This window comes from Variovorax flavidus (assembly GCF_030317145.1).
Classification (GTDB): Bacteria; Pseudomonadota; Gammaproteobacteria; order Burkholderiales; family Burkholderiaceae_C; genus Variovorax; species Variovorax flavidus.
Window position 1 is genome coordinate 841354 of record NZ_JASZYE010000001.1, and the last position, 18004, is coordinate 859357.

The window sequence follows — 18004 nt, forward strand, 5'->3', positions numbered from 1 at the left end:
AAAAGAAAAAGGCCCGAGTGTTGAAGTCGGGCCTCGACCGGTCAACTTCCCCGCAGGGGAATCAGGGGCTCGGCCGCTTCATTTCGCACGAGGTGGGCGTGCTGGCCACGTAGGGCTCGTAGTACTTCACCGGGACGAAGGTGTAGCCCGTGCCTTCGGAGTCGATCGGGTACTTGCCGCCCGCCTTCTCCCACTTCGCTATGTAGAGGCCCTGCTGCAGCTGGTGGTCAGCCTTGCGCACCTCGACTTCGCCATTGAAGCTCTTGAACTTCATGCCTTCCAGCGCCGCGGCCACCTTGACCGGGTCGGTCGACTTGGCCTTGACGAAACCATCGGTGAGCATCTGCAGCGTCGTGTAGGCCGCCGACGTGTAGAGGTCTTCCTTGAACTTCTTGTTGAAGGCCACGGCCAGGCGCTCGATGTCGCCGCCCATGTTGTAGTGGCCGTAACCGACCTGATACACCTTGCCCGCAGACGCCGAGCCCATGGCCGTCGGCGTACCGCTCACGGTGCCGTAGTAGGTATAGAACTTGACGTTGTTCAGGCCGGCGTCGTTGGCGGCCTTGATCAGCAGCGCCAGGTCCGAACCCCAGTTGCCGGTGATCACCGTGTCGGCGCCGGAGGCCTTGATCTTGGCGATGTACGGCGCGAAGTCGCGCACCTGCGCCAGCGGATGGAGATCCTCACCGACGATCTGCACGTCAGGACGCTTACGGGCCAGGTTTTCCTTGGCGAACTTCGCAACCTGCACGCCGTGCGAATAGTTCTGGTTGAGCAGGTAGACCTTCTTGACGTCCGGCTGGTCCTTCATGAAGGTGGTCAGCGCTTCCATCTTCATGGAAGTGTCGGCGTCCATGCGGAAATGCCAGTAGCTGCACTTGCTGTTGGTCAGGTCGGGGTCGACCGCCGCATAGTTGACGTACAGCACTTCCTTGCCGGGATTGCGCGCGTTGTTCTTCTCGATCGCATCGATGATCGCGAGCGCCGGGCCGGAGCCGTTGCCCTGCACGACGTAGCGGGCGCCCTGATCCTGTGCCGAGCGCAGCGCGCTGGTGGTTTCCTGCGGGCTGAGCTTGTTGTCGATGCCGATGATCTCGAACTTCACGCCCGCGGCGTTCTTCTTGTTGAACTCCTCGGCCAGGAACTGGAAGGTCTTGAGCTGGTTGGTTCCGACTGCGGCCATCAGACCCGACAGCGGGTCGAGCCAGGCAATCTTCACGGTTTCACCCTTTTGGGCCAGAGCGCCGGTGGCGGTGGCTGCGAGGACGGCGGCAGTTGCGATTTTCAGAGCGAATTTCATTCCGTATCTCCTGGTCATGCTGTCAGTGCGAGGCGAGGTTACAAGCCTTTGGAACCTCGCCCGTCAGGGAATGCCCGTAAGGAATCGGCCGCGGAGGCCGTTTCTATCACCCATGCGACAGAGCACATCCGGCATGTGCTACCCGCCGGTAGGATGCACCCGGAAATCCGGGCCTGCCCACTCAGATGCCGGGCAGTTTGTAGTCGCGCAGCAACTCGCGCAGCCGGGTCTTCAGGATCTTGCCGGTGGCGCCGATCGGGATCGCCTCGACGAACACCACGTCGTCGGGGATCTGCCACTTGGCTGTCTTGCCCTGATAGAAGGCGAGCAGTTCATCGCGCGAGACTTCAGTGCCCGGTTTCCTCACAATCGCGACGATCGGACGCTCGTCCCACTTGGGGTGCGCCACGCCGATGCAGGCCGCCATCGCGACACCCGGATGGGCCACTGCGATGTTCTCGATGTCGATCGAGCTGATCCACTCGCCGCCGGACTTGATCACGTCCTTGCTGCGGTCCGTGATCTGCAGGAAGCCGTCCGCGTCGATGGTGGCAACGTCGCCCGTCGGGAACCAGCCGCGCCCTTGCTCGTCGGGGACCAACGGGTCGCCGCCCTCCCCCTTGAAATATTCCTTGACCACCCACGGCCCCTTGACGAGCAGGTCGCCATAGGCCTTGCCATCCCAGGGAAGGTCCTTGCCGTTGCCGTCGACGATCTTCATGTCCACGCCGAAGATCGCACGCCCCTGCTTCATGCGGATGGCGGTCTGCTGATCCTGCGACATGTCGAGGTGTTTGTTCTTCAGGGTGCAGAGCGTGCCGAGCGGCGACATCTCGGTCATGCCCCAGGCATGCAGAACCTCGACGCCGTATTGCTGCTGGAACGCGTTGATCATGGCCGGCGGGCAGGCGGAGCCGCCGATCACCGTGCGCTTGAGCGTCGAGAACTTGAGGCCGTTGGCCTGCAGGTGGCCCAGCAGCATCTGCCAGACAGTCGGCACGCCGGCGGCGAAAGTCACCTTTTCGGATTCGAGCAGGTCATACACCGACTTGCCGTCGAGCGCCGGACCGGGGAACACCAGCTTGGCGCCAACGAGCGCGGCCGAGTACGGAATGCCCCAGGCGTTGACGTGGAACATCGGCACCACCGGCAGCACCGAATCGCGAGCCGACAGGGACATGACATCCGGCAAGGCGGCGGCATAGGCATGCAGCAGCGTCGAGCGGTGGCTGTAGAGCGCCGCTTTCGGATTGCCCGTGGTGCCGCTCGTGTAGCACATGCTCGATGCCGAGTTCTCGTCGAAGCTCGGCCACGGGTATTCCGTGGAACGCTGGCCCATCCAGGCTTCGTAGCTCACCAGGTTGGGCACTCCGCTGTCGGCCGGGAGCTTGTCGGCGTCGCACAGGGCGATCCACTTCTTGATGGTGGGGCACTTGGCATGCACCGCTTGAACCAGCGGCAGGAAGGTCAGGTCGAAGCACAGGATCTGGTCTTCTGCATGGTTCGCGATCCAGGCTATCTGATCGGGATGCAGCCGCGGATTGATCGTGTGCAGCACGCGACCCGATCCGCTCACGCCGTAATAGAGTTCCAGATGGCGGTAGCCGTTCCAGGCCAAGGTGGCGATGCGGTCGCTGAACAGCAGTTGCTCGTCGTCGAGCGCATTGGCCACCTGGCGCGAACGCGCGGCGATCTGCCGCCACGTCGTGCGGTGCATGTCGCCCTCGACGCGCCGCGACACGATCTCGGCGTCGCCGTGGTGACGTTCGGCGAACTCGATCAGCGACGAGATCAGCAACGGTTGGTCCTGCATCAAACCCAGCATCTATTGGCTCCTGTGGAAATGGGCTTCAGAAATGAAGGGCAATACGATGTGATCATCGGCTGCCCTGTAACGACCCTGAGGTTCGCTCAGTTTCGGATCGTCACACAATGTCAGAAACCCGCAGTGCCCGGTCCGAAAACGGCAGTTGGCCCGTGCGGGACGGGGTTGGCGCCCGTGCGGGACAATCCACGCCATGAGCTTGCTAGTAGACGAAGCGGATGTCGTAGACCTCGGCCTGCGCTGGACCCCAGGGTTTTCAGCGCTCGGGCCTGAATTCTTCACCGAACTCCATCCCAGCCCCTTGCCCGATCCCTATTGGGTCGGCCGCAGCGCAGCGGTTGCACGCGAGCTTGGCCTGGCCGATTCCTGGCTGCATTCGGCCGAAGGGCTGGCGGCTTTCACCGGCAACGCAGCAATCGCCGGAACGCGGCCGCTGGCCAGCGTCTACAGCGGCCACCAGTTCGGCGTCTGGGCCGGCCAGCTCGGCGACGGCCGCGCCATCCTGCTCGGCGAAACGGCCGGCGGGCTGGAAGTTCAACTCAAAGGCAGCGGCCTGACGCCCTATTCCCGCATGGGCGACGGGCGCGCCGTGCTGCGGTCGAGCATTCGCGAGTTCCTGTGCAGCGAGGCGATGCATGCGCTGGGCATCCCGACCACCCGCGCACTGTGCGTGACCGGCTCGGACGCCCGCGTGCGCCGCGAGGAGCTCGAAACCGCGGCAGTCGTCACGCGCGTAGCGCCGACATTCATTCGTTTCGGCCATTTCGAGCACTTCGCCGCCAACCAGCGCGACGACGAACTCCGCGCGCTGGCCGACTACGTCATCGACCGCTACTACCCCGCTTGCCGCACGACGGAACGCTTCAACGGCAACGCCTACGCTGCGCTACTGGAAACGGTGAGCGAGCGCACAGCGGCGCTGCTCGCCCAATGGCAGTCGGTCGGCTTTTGCCATGGCGTGATGAACACCGACAACATGAGCATCCTCGGGCTCACCATCGACTTCGGGCCTTTTCAGTTCCTGGACGGCTTCGATCCGCGCCACATCTGCAACCACAGCGATACGGCCGGCCGCTATGCCTACAACCAGCAGCCCAATGTTGCGTACTGGAATCTCTTCTGCCTCGCGCAGGCGCTGCTGCCGCTGATCGGCGATCAGGAGATCGCAGTCGCGGCGCTGGAGTCGTACAAGACCGTCTTCCCCGCCGAATTCGAGGCGCGCATGCGCGCCAAGCTCGGCCTTGTCGACACAGCGGAATCCGACCGTGCACTGATCGAGGGCGTACTCAAGCTGCTGGCGCAGGAAAAGGTCGACTACACGATCTTCTGGCGCCGCCTGTCCGGGCACGTTGCAGGCGACAATCCGGACTCGGTGCGCGATCTCTTCGTTGACCGCGCTGCCTTCGATAACTGGTTGCAATCGTTTTCGGAGCGCCGCGCCCGGACCCCGGAGGCGCAGTCGGCAGACCTGATGCTCAAGACCAACCCCAAGTTCGTGCTGCGGAACCACCTGGGCCAGCGGGCGATCGAAGCGGCGCAGCAAAAGGACTTTACCGGCGTATCCACCTTGCTTGCACTGCTCGAAACCCCATTTGCAGAGCATCCTGGCCACGACGACTTCGCAGGCTTCCCGCCCGACTGGGCCTCCACGATCGAAATCAGCTGTTCATCATGACTTCACCCATCCAGAAGACCGACGCCGAATGGAAGGCCCTCCTCGCTGAAAAAGGCGCGGAACGCGGCGCCTTCGAGGTCACGCGCCATGCCGCCACCGAACGCCCCTTTACCGGCAAGTACGAAGCCCACTGGGAAGACGGCAGCTACCACTGCATCTGCTGCGGCGCCAAGCTGTTCGAGTCGGCCACGAAGTTCGACGCCGGCTGCGGATGGCCCAGCTTTTCGCAGGAAGCCGTGCCGGGCGCGATCCGCAACATCATCGACCGCTCGCACGGCATGGTGCGCACCGAGAACGTGTGCGCCAATTGCGGTGCCCACCTCGGCCACGTGTTTCCGGACGGGCCGACCGAGACCGGCCTGCGCTACTGCATGAACTCGGCCTCGCTCGATTTCCAGAAAAAATGAAACTGATCCTCGACTTCTTCCCGATCCTGCTGTTCTTCGGCGCGTTCAAGCTCTATGACATCTACACCGCCACCGGGGTGCTGATGGCAGGTACGGTCATCCAGATGGCCATCATCTGGTTCACGGAGCGCAAGCTGCTGCCGATGCAGAAAGCCACGCTGGTGCTGATCCTGCTGTTCGGCACGCTCACGCTGGCGCTGCACGACGATCGCTTCATCAAGTGGAAACCGACGGTGCTGTACGGCGCGATGGCGCTGGCGCTGGCCGTGGCGCTGTGGGGATTCAAGAAGAACTTCCTCAAGATGCTGCTGGGTGCGCAACTGGAGTTGCCCACGAACATCTGGGGGCGCCTCAATGTGGCGTGGATCGCGTATTGCCTTTTCATGGCCGTGATCAACGGTTACGTGGCGGCGTATTTCAGCACTGAGGCATGGGTCAACTTCAAGTTGTGGGGCTATGTGTTCCCGATCGTCTTCCTAGTGGCTCAGGGCCTCTATATCTCCCCGTACCTCAAGTCTGACAAGCCCGCGGCATGAGTCTTCCGACTTCCAAGGATCTCGAGGCGCGCCTGCGCGAAGCGCTGCAACCCACCGTGCTCGAAGTGATCGACGAAAGCGCCTCGCATGCCGGCCATGCCGGTGCCGGCCCCGAGGGCTATGGCACGCATTTCAGGGTGCGCATCGCTTCCCCGCTGTTCGCCGGCAAGCCCCGCGTGGCGCGCCATCGGCTTGTGTATGATGCGCTGCAACTTTTCATCGCACAGGGCCTTCACGCGATTGCCATCGAGACGCTTTGAAGCGCCTTGATCACTCCCCGCCGCCGCGTGCGGCGAAAATCCCCCCGTTTTCAATACAAGCGCTTTTCAAAAACAACTGCGCGTTTTCTCCTCCAGGACCGAGGCTCCCTCTATGAAGAAACACATCTTGCAGGCCTTCGCGGCCGCCGTACTCGTTGGCGCCCTGCCCGTCGCTGCCTTTGCGCAGAACGCGGCCATCGTCAACGGCAAGCCGGTGCCGAAGGCACGCATGGACGTGCTGGCCCAGCAACTCGCTGCGGCGGGTCGCCCGGTCACGCCCGAGATGCAAAGCCAGTTGCGCGAGGAAGTGATTGCCCGTGAAGTCTTCATGCAAGAGGCCCAGAAGCAAGGCCTGGACGCCTCCGACGACTACAAGAACCAGCTCGAACTCGCCCGCCAGGCCATCCTGATCCGCCAGCTGTTCGAGAATTTCCGCAAGACCAACGCCGTCTCCGACGCCGACGTTCAGGCCGAGTACGACAAGTTCGTCGCCGCCAACAGTGGCAAGGAATTCAAGGCTCGCCACATCCTGGTCGCCACGGAAGACGAAGCCAAGAAGATCCTCGCCGACCTCAAGAAGGGCGCGAAGTTCGAAGACATCGCCAAGAAGCAAAGCAAGGACCCGGGATCGGGCGCGAACGGTGGCGATCTGGACTGGGCCGCCCCCGCGAGCTTCGTGCCCGAGTTCTCCGAAGCGATGATCAAGCTCAAGAAGGGCGAGACGACGGCTGCGCCGGTCAAGTCGCAATTCGGCTATCACATCATCCGCGTGGACGACATTCGTCAGGCTCAACTGCCCAAGCTTGAAGAGGTCAAGCCGCAGATCACGCAGCAGCTGCAACAGCAACGCCTGCAAAAGTACCAGGAAGACCTGCGCGCCAAGGCAAAGGTCGAATAACTCCAGCAGTGCTTCTGGAAATGCAAAAAAGCGGCCCCTGGGCCGCTTTTTTATTGCCTCGGCTCAGCCCCAAACGACGGATCGCATCGAGATCGAAGCCGATTGGAAATCAGCGTTGAAAAAGCGCGGAGCTTCCTTGTCGTCGACGGCACCAGCCGCGTACAGCAATGGAAGGTAGTGATCATGCGTCGGATGCGCCTGGGTCGGGACGGTGCCCAGGCTCTTGAAGTCCGGCAACGCCGCCAATTGCCCGTTCTTCAGTTGCCCGCCGACGATCCGGTCGAACTCGATCGCCCAGTCGTACGCCTGGTTCGGCGATGCGTCACGCCGCGTGGCACGCAGGTTGTGCACGATGTTGCCGCTGCCGACGATCAGCACGCCGCGCTCTCGCAGCGCCTTGAGCTGTTGCCCGATCCTGTAGTGCTCGACCGGCGAGCGGCTGTAGTCCATGCTCAATTGCATGACCGGGATATCGGCCTGGGGAAACATCGGCTTCAACACGGACCATGTCCCGTGGTCGAAACCCCATTCGGACGCGTCAAGGCCGAGCGCTGAGCCGCTCAGCGGCTGGCGAACGGCTTGCGCGATTTCCGCGGCCGCGGCTGGCGCACCGGGCGCAGGGTATTGCTGGTCGAAGAGTTCCTGGGGAAAGCCTCCGAAGTCATGGATGGTTCTCGGCTTTGCCATGCCCGTGAGATACCACCCGCCGCGCGTCAGCCAGTGCGCGGAAACGCAGAGGACGAGCTGGGGCTTGGGATACCGCCTGCCGAAGTCGGTGCCAAGCGCCTGCCAACTGCGGCGGTAGGCGTTGTCGCCGATGGCATTCATCGGACTGCCGTGGCCGACGAACAGGACCGGCATGCGCGGCGACTTCTTCAGCGACCCGAACGCTTCACCTGCACTGGACAAGGATGTCATGCCTGCCAGTGCGCTTCCCAACAGAGCACCCGCGCGGAGCATGCCGCGCCGACGGATCCCCGCGTCGATCACGCCACCCACTTGCGCGCGTTGCGCCAGATTCGCATCCACGGACTGAGTTTGCTGCGGTCCCCCGAGGTCCAGCTCATCTGGATGTTGCGGAACACGCGTTCGGGGTGCGGCATCAGCGCCGTGAAGCGGCCGTCAGCGGTGGTCACGGAAGTGAGACCGCCCGCACTGCCGTTGGGGTTGAACGGGTAGCGCTCGGTCGTCTGGCCGTGGTTGTCGACGAAACGCATCGCCGCGATGGCTTTGGCCGGGTCGCCACGGTGCTTGAAGTTGGCGTAGCCCTCGCCATGCGCCACTGCGATCGGCAGGCGACTGCCGGCCATGCCTGCGAAGAACAGGCTGGGCGAATCGAGCACTTCGACCATCGACAGCCGCGCCTCGAAGCGCTCGCTCTGGTTGGTCGTGAAGCGCGGCCAGGCTTCGGCACCGGGGATGATGTCGGCCAGCTCAGCGAACATCTGGCAGCCGTTGCAGACGCCGAGCCCGAAGGTGTCGGCCCGTCCGAAGAAACCCTTGAATTGCTCCGCCAGCTTCGGATTGAAGGTGATGCTGCGCGCCCAGCCGATGCCGGCGCCCAGGGTGTCGCCGTAGCTGAAGCCGCCGCAGGCGACCACGCCCTTGAAATCGGCCAGGTCCGCCCTGCCCGTCTGCAGATCGGTCATGTGGACGTCGAAGGCCTCGAAGCCCGCCTCTGTGAAGGCGTAAGCCATCTCGACGTGCGAATTGACACCCTGCTCCCGCAGGATCGCGACCTTGGGCCTGGCGAGATTCAGGAAAGGCGCTGCGACGTTTTCCGTCACGCCGTCCGCCAGCACCACATGCGCGCCAGGATCCTGCGGATCGCCAGCCGCGCCGTGTTCGGCATCCGCGCATTCGGGGTTGTCCCGCTCCCGGCAGATCTTCCAGCTGACGGAATCCCAGACCTGATGCAGGTCGCTGAGGTTGGCGCTGAAGACGGACTTGGCGTCGCGCCACACCTCGACCTTGCCTTTGCCTGCGTCCATGGCCGAGCTGGCGGGACGCGTCTTGCCGACGAAGTGGCTGTGCGTGCTCAGGCCGTGCGCGCGCAGGGTCTGCATGACCTCGTTGCGTTCAGCGGTCCGAACCTGGAGCAGCATGCCGAGCTCTTCGTTGAAAAGCGCCTTGAGCGTGAGCTCCTCGCGGCGGCCGCTGACCTGTCCGGCCCAGTTCTTTGCGTCACCGTACTCGGCCCGGCTGTCGCTGATGCCGTCGCCCTCGGTGACGAGAAGATCGACATTGAGCGCCACGCCGACATGTCCGGCAAAGGCCATCTCGCACGCGGCCGCGAACAGGCCGCCGTCGCTGCGGTCGTGCATGGCGAGGATCTTGCCTTCGGCGCGCAACGCGTTGACCGCCGCGACCAGCTTGACGAGGTCTTGCGGATCGTCCAGGTCGGGGACCGTATCGCCGCTCTGCGCCAGCGTCTGCGCCAGGATGCTTCCCGCCATGCGGTGTTGGCCACGGCCGAGGTCGACCAGCACCAGCGTGGTGTCCGGCTCGTTGGTATCGAGCTGCGGCGTGAGCGTGCCGCGCACGTCCGCCAGCGTAGCAAAGGCACTCACGATCAGGCTGACGGGAGACGTGACCTTCTTCTGCTCGCCGCCGTCTTGCCATTGCGTGCGCATCGACAGCGAATCCTTGCCGACCGGGATCGAAATGCCGAGCGCCGGGCACAGCTCCAGGCCCACCGCCTTGACGGTCTCGTAGAGTGCGGCGTCCTCGCCCGGCTCGCCGCAGGCAGCCATCCAGTTGGCCGACAGCTTGACTCTCGACAACTCGATCGGCGCCGCCAGCAGGTTGGTGATGGCCTCGCCCACCGCCATGCGGCCCGAGGCCGGCGCGTCGAGGGCTGCGAGCGGCGTGCGCTCGCCCATGCTCATGGCCTCGCCGGCGAAACCCTTGTAGTCGGCCAGCGTCACGGCGCAATCGGCCACGGGCACCTGCCAGGGGCCGACCATCTGGTCGCGGTGGCTGAGGCCACCCACGGTGCGGTCGCCGATCGTGATGAGGAAGCGCTTGGATGCAACGGTGGGATGCGACAGCACGTCGATCGCGGCCTTCTGCAGGTCCACGCCCGTGAGGTCCAGCGGCTCGAAGCGGCGCTCGACGGTTTTCACGTCGCGCAGCATCTTGGGCGGCTTGCCCAACAGCACGTCCATTGGCATGTCGACCGGCTGCGCCTCGGCGCCTTCGTCGGCCACGAGCAGCTGGCGGGCCTCGGTCGCGACACCCACGACCGAAAAGGGGCAGCGCTCACGCTCGCAGAAGGCCCGGAACTGCTCGAGCGATTCGGGTGCGATGGCCAGCACATAGCGCTCCTGGCTTTCGTTGCACCAGATTTCCTTCGGCGCCATCCCTGACTCCTCGAGCGGGACGGCGCGCAAGTCGAAGCGTGCGCCCCGGCCGGCATCGTTGGTGAGTTCTGGGAAGGCATTGCTCAGGCCGCCGGCGCCCACGTCGTGAATCGCGAGGATGGGGTTCCCATCGCCTTGCTGCCAGCAATGGTTAATCACCTCCTGCGCACGGCGTTCGATTTCGGGGTTGCCGCGTTGCACGGAGTCGAAGTCCAGTTCGGCCGCGTTGGCGCCCGTGGCCATCGAGCTGGCAGCGCTGCCGCCCATGCCGATGCGCATGCCGGGTCCGCCGAGCTGGATCAGCAAGGCACCGGCCGGAAACTGGATTTTCTTGGTCTGCTTGGCGTCGATGCTGCCGAGCCCGCCCGCGATCATGATCGGCTTGTGATAGCCGCGCTGTACCGTGTCCCCGTCGCTGCGGATGGCCTGTTCGTATTCGCGAAAGTAGCCCAGGAGGTTGGGGCGGCCGAATTCGTTGTTGAAGGCCGCGCCGCCCAGAGGGCCCTCCGTCATGATCTGCAGCGGGCTGGCGATGTGGCCCGGCTTGCCGTAGCTGCCTTCTTCCGGCCAGAGCTTCGAGACCGTGAAGCCGGTCAGGCCGGCCTTGGGCTTCGAGCCTCGCCCGGTGGCGCCTTCGTCACGGATCTCGCCGCCCGCGCCGGTCGACGCGCCCGGGAAGGGAGAGATCGCCGTCGGATGGTTGTGCGTCTCGACCTTCATGAGCACGTGGCTCAGGGCGTCCTGCTTCTCGTAGCTACCGGAATCCGACGCAGCCACGAAGCGCTCGATCTGCGTGCCTTCCATCACCGAAGCGTTGTCGGCGTAGGCGATGACCGTGTGCTGCGGGTTCTGGCGCTCGGTGTGCCGGATCATCGAGAACAGGCTATGCGGCTGCGCCTGGCCGTCGATGATGAAGTCGGCGTTGAAGATCTTGTGCCGGCAGTGCTCGCTGTTCGCCTGCGCAAACATCATGAGCTCGACATCGCTCGGGTTGCGGCCGAGGCGGGTGAAGGCGTCGACCAGGTAGTCGATCTCGTCCTCCGCCAGTGCAAGGCCGAAATTCCTGTTGGCCTCGACCAACGCCGCACGCCCGCCGCCCTGCACGTCGACCTGCGCCATCGGCTGCGCCGGCAGCTCGGCGAAGAGGTTGGCGGCCTGATCGAGCTGGGCCAGGACCGATTCGGTCATGCGGTCGTGCAGCAGATCGCCGATGGCGGCGAGTTTCTCGCCTTCCAGCGTGGCGGTCTTGCCCAGGGCCTTGTCGAGCAGCGGCGCCTTCAGGCTCAGGTGGTATTCGGTCACCCGCTCAACGCGGCGCAGCGCGAGGCCGCAATTGTGGGCAATGTCGGTCGCCTTGGACGCCCAGGGCGAGACGGTGCCCAGCCGCGGGGTGACGACGATGGTCGGGCCCGGCCTGGCCGGCGCGGCGAAGGGTTCGCCATAGCCCAGCAGCGCGGCGAAGCGCTCTTGACCGGCCGCGTCCAGCGCCGTCTCAGTGACAACCAGATGCACGAAGCGGGCGCTCAGGCCCTCGATGCGCGGATCGACGGCCTGCAGCCGGGGCAGGAGCTGGCGGGCCCGGAACTCGCTGAGCGCGCTGCCGCCCTCGAAGAAAGTCACCACAGGGGTCGCGGAATGAGAGAGCGGATTCACGGGCAACGTCACAGTCGGATCGGCCGGGTGGCCGCGTTGAGAATGAAGAGATCGAGGCGGCGGCCGCTGACTGGGGCCATCCGCGCTAACCCTGAATTTTAGCGGCCCGGATGGGATAATTCCGGGCATGAGCATTACCTACAAAGACGCCGAAGGCGTGGCCGGCATGCGCGTGGCGTGCCGCCTCGCCTCCGAAGTGCTGGACTACATCACCCCGCACATCAAGCCCGGCGTGACCACCAACGAAATCGACAAGCTCGCCCACGACTACATCACGCAGGTCCAGGGCGCGATCCCGGCGCCGCTGAACTACATGGGCGCCAGCAGCGTGCCCTACCCCAAGTCGATCTGCACCTCGGTCAACCACGTGGTGTGCCACGGCATCCCGAACGACAAGCCGCTCAAGAAGGGCGACATCGTCAACTGCGACATCACCGTCATCAAGGACGGCTGGCACGGCGACACCAGCCGCATGTTCGTCGTCGGCGACGCGTCCATCGCGGCCAAGCGCCTGTGCGCGTTCACCTACGACGCGATGTGGCACGGCATCGTCAAGGTCAAGCCGGGCGCACGCCTGGGGGACATCGGCTTCGCGATCCAGCGTTTTGCCGAGAGCAACGGGTTCTCGGTGGTGCGCGAGTTCTGCGGCCACGGCATCGGCCGTGGCTTTCATGAAGAGCCGCAGGTGCTGCACTACGGCAGGCCCGGCACCCTCGAGGAACTCAAGCCCGGCATGACCTTCACCATCGAGCCGATGATCAACGCCGGCAAGCGCGACATCAAGGAAGACGCCAAGGGCGGACAGTACGACGGCTGGACCATCGTCACGCGCGACCATTCGCTGTCGGCGCAGTGGGAGCACACGGTGCTGGTCACCGACACCGGCTACGAAGTGCTCACGCTGTCGGCGGGCAGCCCGCCGCCCCCCGCGTTCGTCAGCGCCGCGGCTTGACGCGGCGCCGGCCTCTCAGGGCGCTCATGGTGGACATCCCATCGTTGCGTGACGCCTACCGGACGCACAAGCTGGCCCTGTTCGACCAGCTGCGCAGCGCACGCGCGCCCACACGCAGCGTCCACACGGTGCTGCGCCAGCTCGCGGCCCTGGCCGACGAGACGCTGAACGCGCTCTGGTCGGACGCCGGATTCGGCAGCCAGCTCGCGCTGGTCGCGGTCGGCGGTTTCGGGCGGGGCGAACTCTTCCCCTATTCGGACGTCGACGTGCTGCTGCTGTTGCCCGAGGGGCACGGCGCGGACATCGACCCGGCCCGGCTCGAAGCCTTTATCGGCCACTGCTGGGATGCCGGCCTCGAGATCGGCTCCAGCGTCCGCACGGTCGACGAATGCCTGGCCGAGGCGGCCAAGGACGTGACGGTTCAGACCTCGCTGCTCGAATCGCGCCTGGTCGTCGGCGACAAGAAGCTCTACGCCAGCTTCCGCAAGAGCTTCCTGGCGGCCATCGACCCTCAGGCCTTCTTCACCGCCAAGGCGCAGGAGATGCGCCACCGGCACCAGAAGTTCGAGAACACGCCCTACGCGCTCGAACCCAACTGCAAGGAATCGCCCGGCGGCCTGCGCGACCTGCAGACCATCCTGTGGATGACCAAGGCCGCCGGTTTCGGCAACCGTTGGGACGACCTCGCGAAGAACGGACTCGCCACCACCTTCGAGATCCAGCAGATCAAGCGCAACGAGGCGTTGCTGAGCCTGATCCGCGCCCGGCTGCACGTCACCGCCAACCGGCGCGAAGACCGGCTGGTGTTCGACCTGCAGACCGCCGTGGCCGCCACCTTCGGCTATGTCGGCGAATCGCAGCGCAAGGCCAGCGAGGCGCTGATGCGCCGCTACTACTGGGCGGCCAAGGCCGTCACGCAGCTCAACCAGATCCTGCTGCTCAACATCGCCGATCGCCTGCAGCCGCAAGCCGAGGAACCGACGCCCATCAACGAGCGCTTCTTCGAGAAGGCCGGGCTGATCGAGGTGGCGAGCGACGACCTCTACGTGAAGGATCCGCACGCGATCCTCGAGACTTTCCTGCTCTACCAGAAGACCATCGGCGTCAACGGGCTCTCGGCCCGAACGCTGCGAGCGCTCTACAACGCGCGCCACGTCATGGACAGCAAGTTTCGCAACGACCGCGTGAACCACATGACCTTCATGCGCATGCTGCTGCAACCGCGCGGCATCACGCATGCGCTGCGGCTCATGAACCAGACGTCGGTGCTGGGGCGCTATCTCCGCGTCTTCCGCAGCATCGTGGGGCAGATGCAGCATGACCTGTTCCACGTCTACACGGTCGACCAGCACATCCTGATGGTGGTGCGCAACGTCCGCCGCTTCTTCATCGCCGAGCACGCGCACGAGTACCCGTTCTGCTCGCAGCTCGCAGCCGGCTGGGACAAGCCGTGGATCCTGTACATCGCAGCCCTCTTTCACGACATCGCCAAGGGCCGCGGCGGCGACCATTCGACGCTGGGCGCACGCGACGTCCGGCGCTTTTGCCGGCAGCACGAGATTGCGCGCGAAGACGCCAAGCTGATCGAGTTCCTGGTTTCGGAGCACCTGGTGATGAGCCAGGTAGCGCAGAAGCAGGATCTGGGCGACCCGGAGGTCATCAGCGCCTTCGCCAAGCGGGTCGGCAACGAGCGCTACCTCACCGCCCTTTACCTGCTCACGATCGCCGACATCCGGGGCACCTCGCCGCGCGTGTGGAACGCGTGGAAAGGCAAGCTCCTCGAAGACCTCTACCGCTACACCTTGCGCGCCTTCGGCGGGCGCATGCCCGACCCTGGCGCGGAGATCGAATCGCGCAAGCGCGAGGCCCTGGTGCAACTCGCGCTGCATGCCGAGCCGCTGGACGCACACAAGGCGCTGTGGGGCACGCTCGACGTGGGCTACTTCATGCGCCACGACGCGTCGGAGATCGCGTGGCACGCCAAGCAGCTGTCGCGCCACGTGCCGCATCCGGGGGTGCCGATCGATCCGCATACGCCGCCCGTCGTGCGCGCCCGGCTGTCGCCCGTTGGCGAAGGCCTGCAGGTCGTGGTCTATACGCCTGACCAGCCCGATCTGTTCGTGCGCATCTGCGGCTACTTCGACCAGTCGTCGTTCAGCATCCTGGATGCCAAGGTGCACACCGCGAGCAATGGTTTCGCGCTCGACACCTTCCAGGTGGTCACCACCTTCATTCCCGAGCACTACCGCGACCTGATCAACATGGTCGAGGCCGGCCTGACCAAGACGCTGACGGAAGCGGGGCCCCTGCCCGCGCCGAGCAAGGGCCGCGTTTCGCGCCGGGTGCGCAGTTTCCCCATCAAGCCGCGCATCAGCCTGCTGCCCGACGAAAAGGCGCAGCGCTGGCTGCTCAGCATCTCGGCGAGCGACCGGGCGGGCTTGCTGTATTCGGTCGCACGCGTCCTGGCGCGGCACCATCTGAACCTTCAACTCGCCAAGATCACGACGCTCGGGGAGCGAGTCGAAGACACCTTCCTGATCAGCGGGCCGGAGTTGCAGGGGCAGCGGGCCCAACTGGCGATCGAGACGGAGCTGCTCGACGCACTGGCCGCCTGAGGAGCAGGTCTTGGATGCGACACCGCTGCGCCTGAATCCCGGCGACGACCTCCGTCATGCGCTGGACGCGGCGCTGGCATCACGGGGCTGCACCGCCGCATTCGTCGTTGCAGGTGTCGGCAGCCTGAGCGCCGCACGCCTGCGCTTTGCCGGCGTCGAGGCGCCGGAGTCGCTCACCGGCGACCTGGAAATCCTCACACTCACCGGCACGCTGTCGCCCGATGGCTCGCACCTGCACATGAGCGTCGCCGATGCGCGGGGCAGCGTGTTCGGCGGCCATGTCGCGCCCGGCTGCTTGGTGCGCACGACCGCCGAAGTGCTGGTCGCGTGGCTGCCGGAATGGCGATTGGCCCGCGAATTCAATCGCGCGACCGGCTACGCGGAACTGGCCATCCGCAAAGTCGAAGGCCGCTAGTCGCGCCCTGCCGCCAGCCGCCGCTCCAGCCACACGCTGTAACGCGACAGGCCGAAGCAAAGCACCCAGTAGACCAGCGCAATGAACAGATAGCCCTCGAGGTAGAACGGCCGCCAGGTCGGGTCCCCGCCGAGCGCGAGGCCGAGAGCGCCCGTCAGCTCGAACAGTCCCACCACGGTGACGAGCGAGGTGTCCTTCAGGGTGCCGACCACGTTGTTGGTCAGCGCCGGAACGACGAGGCGCAGCGCCTGCGGCAGGACGATGTCGCGCTGCACCGGCCAGCGCCCGAATCCGAGCGCCATGGCGACCTCCGTCTGTCCGCGCGGCACCGCCTGCAAGCCACCGCGGATGATCTCGGCGAGGTACGCCGCGACAAACAGCGACAGGCCGGCGAGCACGCGCAGCAGCACGTCGGGCTGCCATCCCGCCGGCCACAGCAGCGGCAAGAGGAACGAGGCCATGAACAGGACCGAGATGAGCGGCACGCCGCGCACCAGTTCGATGTAGGTCGCGCAGAGCGTTCGAACCACCGGCCATTGCGAACGCCGGCCCAGCGCCAGCAACAGCGCCAGCGGAAAAGCTAGGGCCAACCCGACCACGGCCAGCCCGATGGTCAGCGGCAAGCCACCCCAGCGATTGGTCGGCACCAGATCCAGGCCAAGGACTCCGCCTCGCATCATCACGACAAACAGCGCAAGCACCACGGCCCACAGCGGCAGCAGCCACCAGCGCCAGGTGCGCGGCCAGGCGCTGAGCATGGTGGTCAGCGACAGCACGGTGACGGCGATGGCCGGGCGCCATTGGTCGTCATAGGGGTAGCGGCCGAACAGGATCGGCCGCCATTTCTCTGCGATCACGCCCCAGCAAGCGCCATGCTGCACAGCACGGCACGCCTCCGCATCGGGACGGAATACCGCATGCAACACCGCCCACTCCACCGCGTGATACCCGGCCCAGACGAACAGGAGCATCAGCAGGACCGTCGACACCGCGCGAACCGGCGAGCCCCACAGCTCCTTGCGCCATGCGATGGCCGGGCGTGCCGCGCCGATCAACGCCAGCCTCTCAGCGCGACGCGCGCGTTGTAGCGATTCATTCCGCCCGAGATGAGAAGCGACAGCGCGAGATACACCACCATGATCACGGCGATGCATTCAAAGGCGCGTCCCGTCGAATTGAGCGAGGTGTTGGCGATCGACACCAGCTCCGGATAGCCTACCGCCACGGCCAGCGACGAGTTCTTCGTCAAACTCAGCAATTGGTTGGTCAGCGCCGGCACGATCACGCGCAAGGCCTGGGGCATGACCACCAGGCGCAGTTGCTGCCACGGCGACAGGCCGAGCGCCTGCGCCGCAAGCTTCTGGCCCTGCGACACAGAGGTGATCCCGGCACGCACGATTTCCGCGACGAAGGCGGCGGTGTAGAGCCCCAGCGCGATCACGACCGCGAGGTATTCCGGACTCAACGCCGCGCCGCCGCTCACGTTGAAGCTGCCGCGCTCGGGCCATTCGAAGTGGCTGGGCCACACGGCCCCCTCCTCCGCGACCGGCCACGGCATCGAGAGACCTCCCTTGCTGAGCCAGAAACCAGGCAGCAGTTCGAGCGGTTCGGTGGAATCAGGCAGCAATTGCGTCAGCGCGAAGTACAGCATCAGCAACTGCACGAGCAGCGGAACATTGCGCACCGTCTCCACGTAGGCACCGCAGAGGCCTCGCACCAGCACATGGGGCGCGAGGCGGCCGATGCCGATCAGCGTGCCCAGCAGCACCGCCATCACGGCCGCCGGGACGGCGGCGCGAACCGTATTGATCAGCCCGGCGAGGAACGCGCGCCAGTACGGCTGGCCCGAGTGGAAGTCGAGCCAGCCTTCGGAGATCTCGAATCCCGCGGGCTGCAGAAGAAAGTCGAACCCGGAGCGCACACCGCGCGCGCGCAGCACTTCCAGTGCATGGTGAACTAGCCAGAAAGCGCCGCCCGCGACGGCCGCAATCAGCAAAGCCTGAGCCGCCCAGGCCAGCCAGACGGCGCGGCGCCCGCTGGGCGCCGGACTGCCTACTCCCGCGTTCGGCACTTCGTGTCCTCGCTGCCCCCCGAGGGGGTGCGAGC

General features: G+C 65.4%; 14 protein-coding genes. 8 read left to right on the forward strand and 6 right to left on the reverse strand.

What is annotated here, in order from left to right:
• Positions 1–61: 61 nt before the first annotated feature.
• Both QTH90_RS04085 and QTH90_RS04090 read right to left on the reverse strand, forming a co-directional pair.
• The gene (locus QTH90_RS04085; RefSeq protein WP_286663240.1) at positions 62–1300 is read right to left on the reverse strand and encodes a branched-chain amino acid ABC transporter substrate-binding protein; all 1239 of its coding nucleotides are present in this window, start codon (positions 1298–1300) and stop codon (positions 62–64) included.
• Between the two features lie 181 nt (positions 1301–1481).
• Positions 1482–3125: a 3-(methylthio)propionyl-CoA ligase gene (locus tag QTH90_RS04090; protein WP_286663241.1), complete on the reverse strand. Its 1644-nt coding sequence runs from the start codon at positions 3123–3125 to the stop codon at positions 1482–1484.
• Positions 3126–3318: 193 nt separating this feature from the next.
• On the opposite strand from QTH90_RS04090, the gene QTH90_RS04095 reads away from it, so the two are divergent.
• The 5 genes from QTH90_RS04095 (at position 3319) to QTH90_RS04115 (ending at position 6901) form a co-directional block, all read left to right on the forward strand.
• Positions 3319–4800, forward strand: a complete 1482-nt coding sequence (locus QTH90_RS04095) for a protein adenylyltransferase SelO (protein WP_286663242.1) — start codon at positions 3319–3321, stop codon at positions 4798–4800.
• Positions 4797–5207: a peptide-methionine (R)-S-oxide reductase MsrB gene (msrB, locus tag QTH90_RS04100; protein WP_286663243.1), complete on the forward strand. Its 411-nt coding sequence runs from the start codon at positions 4797–4799 to the stop codon at positions 5205–5207. Before QTH90_RS04095 ends, msrB begins: the two co-directional genes overlap by 4 nt.
• The gene (locus QTH90_RS04105) at positions 5204–5743 is read left to right on the forward strand and encodes a septation protein A (RefSeq protein WP_286663244.1); all 540 of its coding nucleotides are present in this window, start codon (positions 5204–5206) and stop codon (positions 5741–5743) included. The genes msrB and QTH90_RS04105 overlap by 4 nt, the downstream gene beginning before the upstream one ends.
• Positions 5740–6003, forward strand: a complete 264-nt coding sequence (locus QTH90_RS04110; protein ID WP_286663245.1) for a BolA family protein — start codon at positions 5740–5742, stop codon at positions 6001–6003. Before QTH90_RS04105 ends, QTH90_RS04110 begins: the two co-directional genes overlap by 4 nt.
• Positions 6004–6115: 112 nt before the next feature.
• The gene (locus QTH90_RS04115) at positions 6116–6901 is read left to right on the forward strand and encodes a foldase protein PrsA (RefSeq protein ID WP_286663246.1); all 786 of its coding nucleotides are present in this window, start codon (positions 6116–6118) and stop codon (positions 6899–6901) included.
• A gap of 63 nt (positions 6902–6964) precedes the next feature.
• Here QTH90_RS04115 and ygiD read toward each other — a convergent pair whose 3' ends face one another.
• Positions 6965–7819, reverse strand: a complete 855-nt coding sequence (ygiD, locus tag QTH90_RS04120; RefSeq protein WP_286663247.1) for a 4,5-DOPA-extradiol-dioxygenase — start codon at positions 7817–7819, stop codon at positions 6965–6967.
• Positions 7820–7887: 68 nt separating this feature from the next.
• Positions 7888–11883, reverse strand: coding sequence for a phosphoribosylformylglycinamidine synthase (gene purL, locus QTH90_RS04125; protein WP_353506602.1), 3996 nt, complete (start codon positions 11881–11883; stop codon positions 7888–7890).
• Positions 11884–12043: 160 nt separating this feature from the next.
• Here purL and map point away from each other — a divergent pair, with 160 nt between their 5' ends.
• The 3 genes from map to QTH90_RS04140 are packed head-to-tail and all read left to right on the forward strand — an operon-like array spanning position 12044 to position 15898.
• Positions 12044–12868, forward strand: a complete 825-nt coding sequence (map, locus tag QTH90_RS04130) for a type I methionyl aminopeptidase (protein ID WP_286663249.1) — start codon at positions 12044–12046, stop codon at positions 12866–12868.
• A 26-nt stretch (positions 12869–12894) separates the two neighbouring features.
• On the forward strand, positions 12895–15483 hold the full coding sequence (locus tag QTH90_RS04135; RefSeq protein WP_286663250.1) for a [protein-PII] uridylyltransferase: 2589 nt from the start codon (positions 12895–12897) through the stop codon (positions 15481–15483).
• 10 nt (positions 15484–15493) lie between these two features.
• Positions 15494–15898 (forward strand): PPC domain-containing DNA-binding protein, encoded by a 405-nt coding sequence (locus QTH90_RS04140; RefSeq protein ID WP_286663251.1) that lies wholly within the window; start codon positions 15494–15496, stop codon positions 15896–15898.
• On the opposite strand, the gene QTH90_RS04145 is transcribed toward QTH90_RS04140, so the two are convergent.
• A complete protein-coding gene (locus QTH90_RS04145; RefSeq protein ID WP_286663252.1) occupies positions 15895–16953 on the reverse strand; it encodes an amino acid ABC transporter permease in 1059 nt (352 codons plus the stop codon). The two genes, QTH90_RS04140 and QTH90_RS04145, sit on opposite strands and share 4 nt — an antisense overlap.
• Positions 16950–17969, reverse strand: coding sequence for an amino acid ABC transporter permease (locus tag QTH90_RS04150; protein WP_286663253.1), 1020 nt, complete (start codon positions 17967–17969; stop codon positions 16950–16952). The genes QTH90_RS04145 and QTH90_RS04150 overlap by 4 nt, the downstream gene beginning before the upstream one ends.
• Positions 17970–18004: the final 35 nt, after the last annotated feature.

Excerpts from the sequence above, each read along its gene's own strand:
- QTH90_RS04085 (WP_286663240.1), bottom strand. The coding sequence starts at position 1,300 with ATGAAATTCGCTCTGAAAATCGCAACTGCCGCCGTCCTCGCAGCCACC.
- ygiD (WP_286663247.1), bottom strand. The coding sequence starts at position 7,819 with ATGACATCCTTGTCCAGTGCAGGTGAAGCGTTCGGGTCGCTGAAGAAG.
- QTH90_RS04110 (WP_286663245.1), top strand. The coding sequence starts at position 5,740 with ATGAGTCTTCCGACTTCCAAGGATCTCGAGGCGCGCCTGCGCGAAGCG.
- QTH90_RS04095 (WP_286663242.1), top strand. The coding sequence starts at position 3,319 with ATGAGCTTGCTAGTAGACGAAGCGGATGTCGTAGACCTCGGCCTGCGC.
- QTH90_RS04090 (WP_286663241.1), bottom strand. The coding sequence starts at position 3,125 with ATGCTGGGTTTGATGCAGGACCAACCGTTGCTGATCTCGTCGCTGATC.
- map (WP_286663249.1), top strand. The coding sequence starts at position 12,044 with ATGAGCATTACCTACAAAGACGCCGAAGGCGTGGCCGGCATGCGCGTG.
- QTH90_RS04105 (WP_286663244.1), top strand. The coding sequence starts at position 5,204 with ATGAAACTGATCCTCGACTTCTTCCCGATCCTGCTGTTCTTCGGCGCG.
- QTH90_RS04135 (WP_286663250.1), top strand. The coding sequence starts at position 12,895 with ATGGTGGACATCCCATCGTTGCGTGACGCCTACCGGACGCACAAGCTG.
- msrB (WP_286663243.1), top strand. The coding sequence starts at position 4,797 with ATGACTTCACCCATCCAGAAGACCGACGCCGAATGGAAGGCCCTCCTC.
- QTH90_RS04115 (WP_286663246.1), top strand. The coding sequence starts at position 6,116 with ATGAAGAAACACATCTTGCAGGCCTTCGCGGCCGCCGTACTCGTTGGC.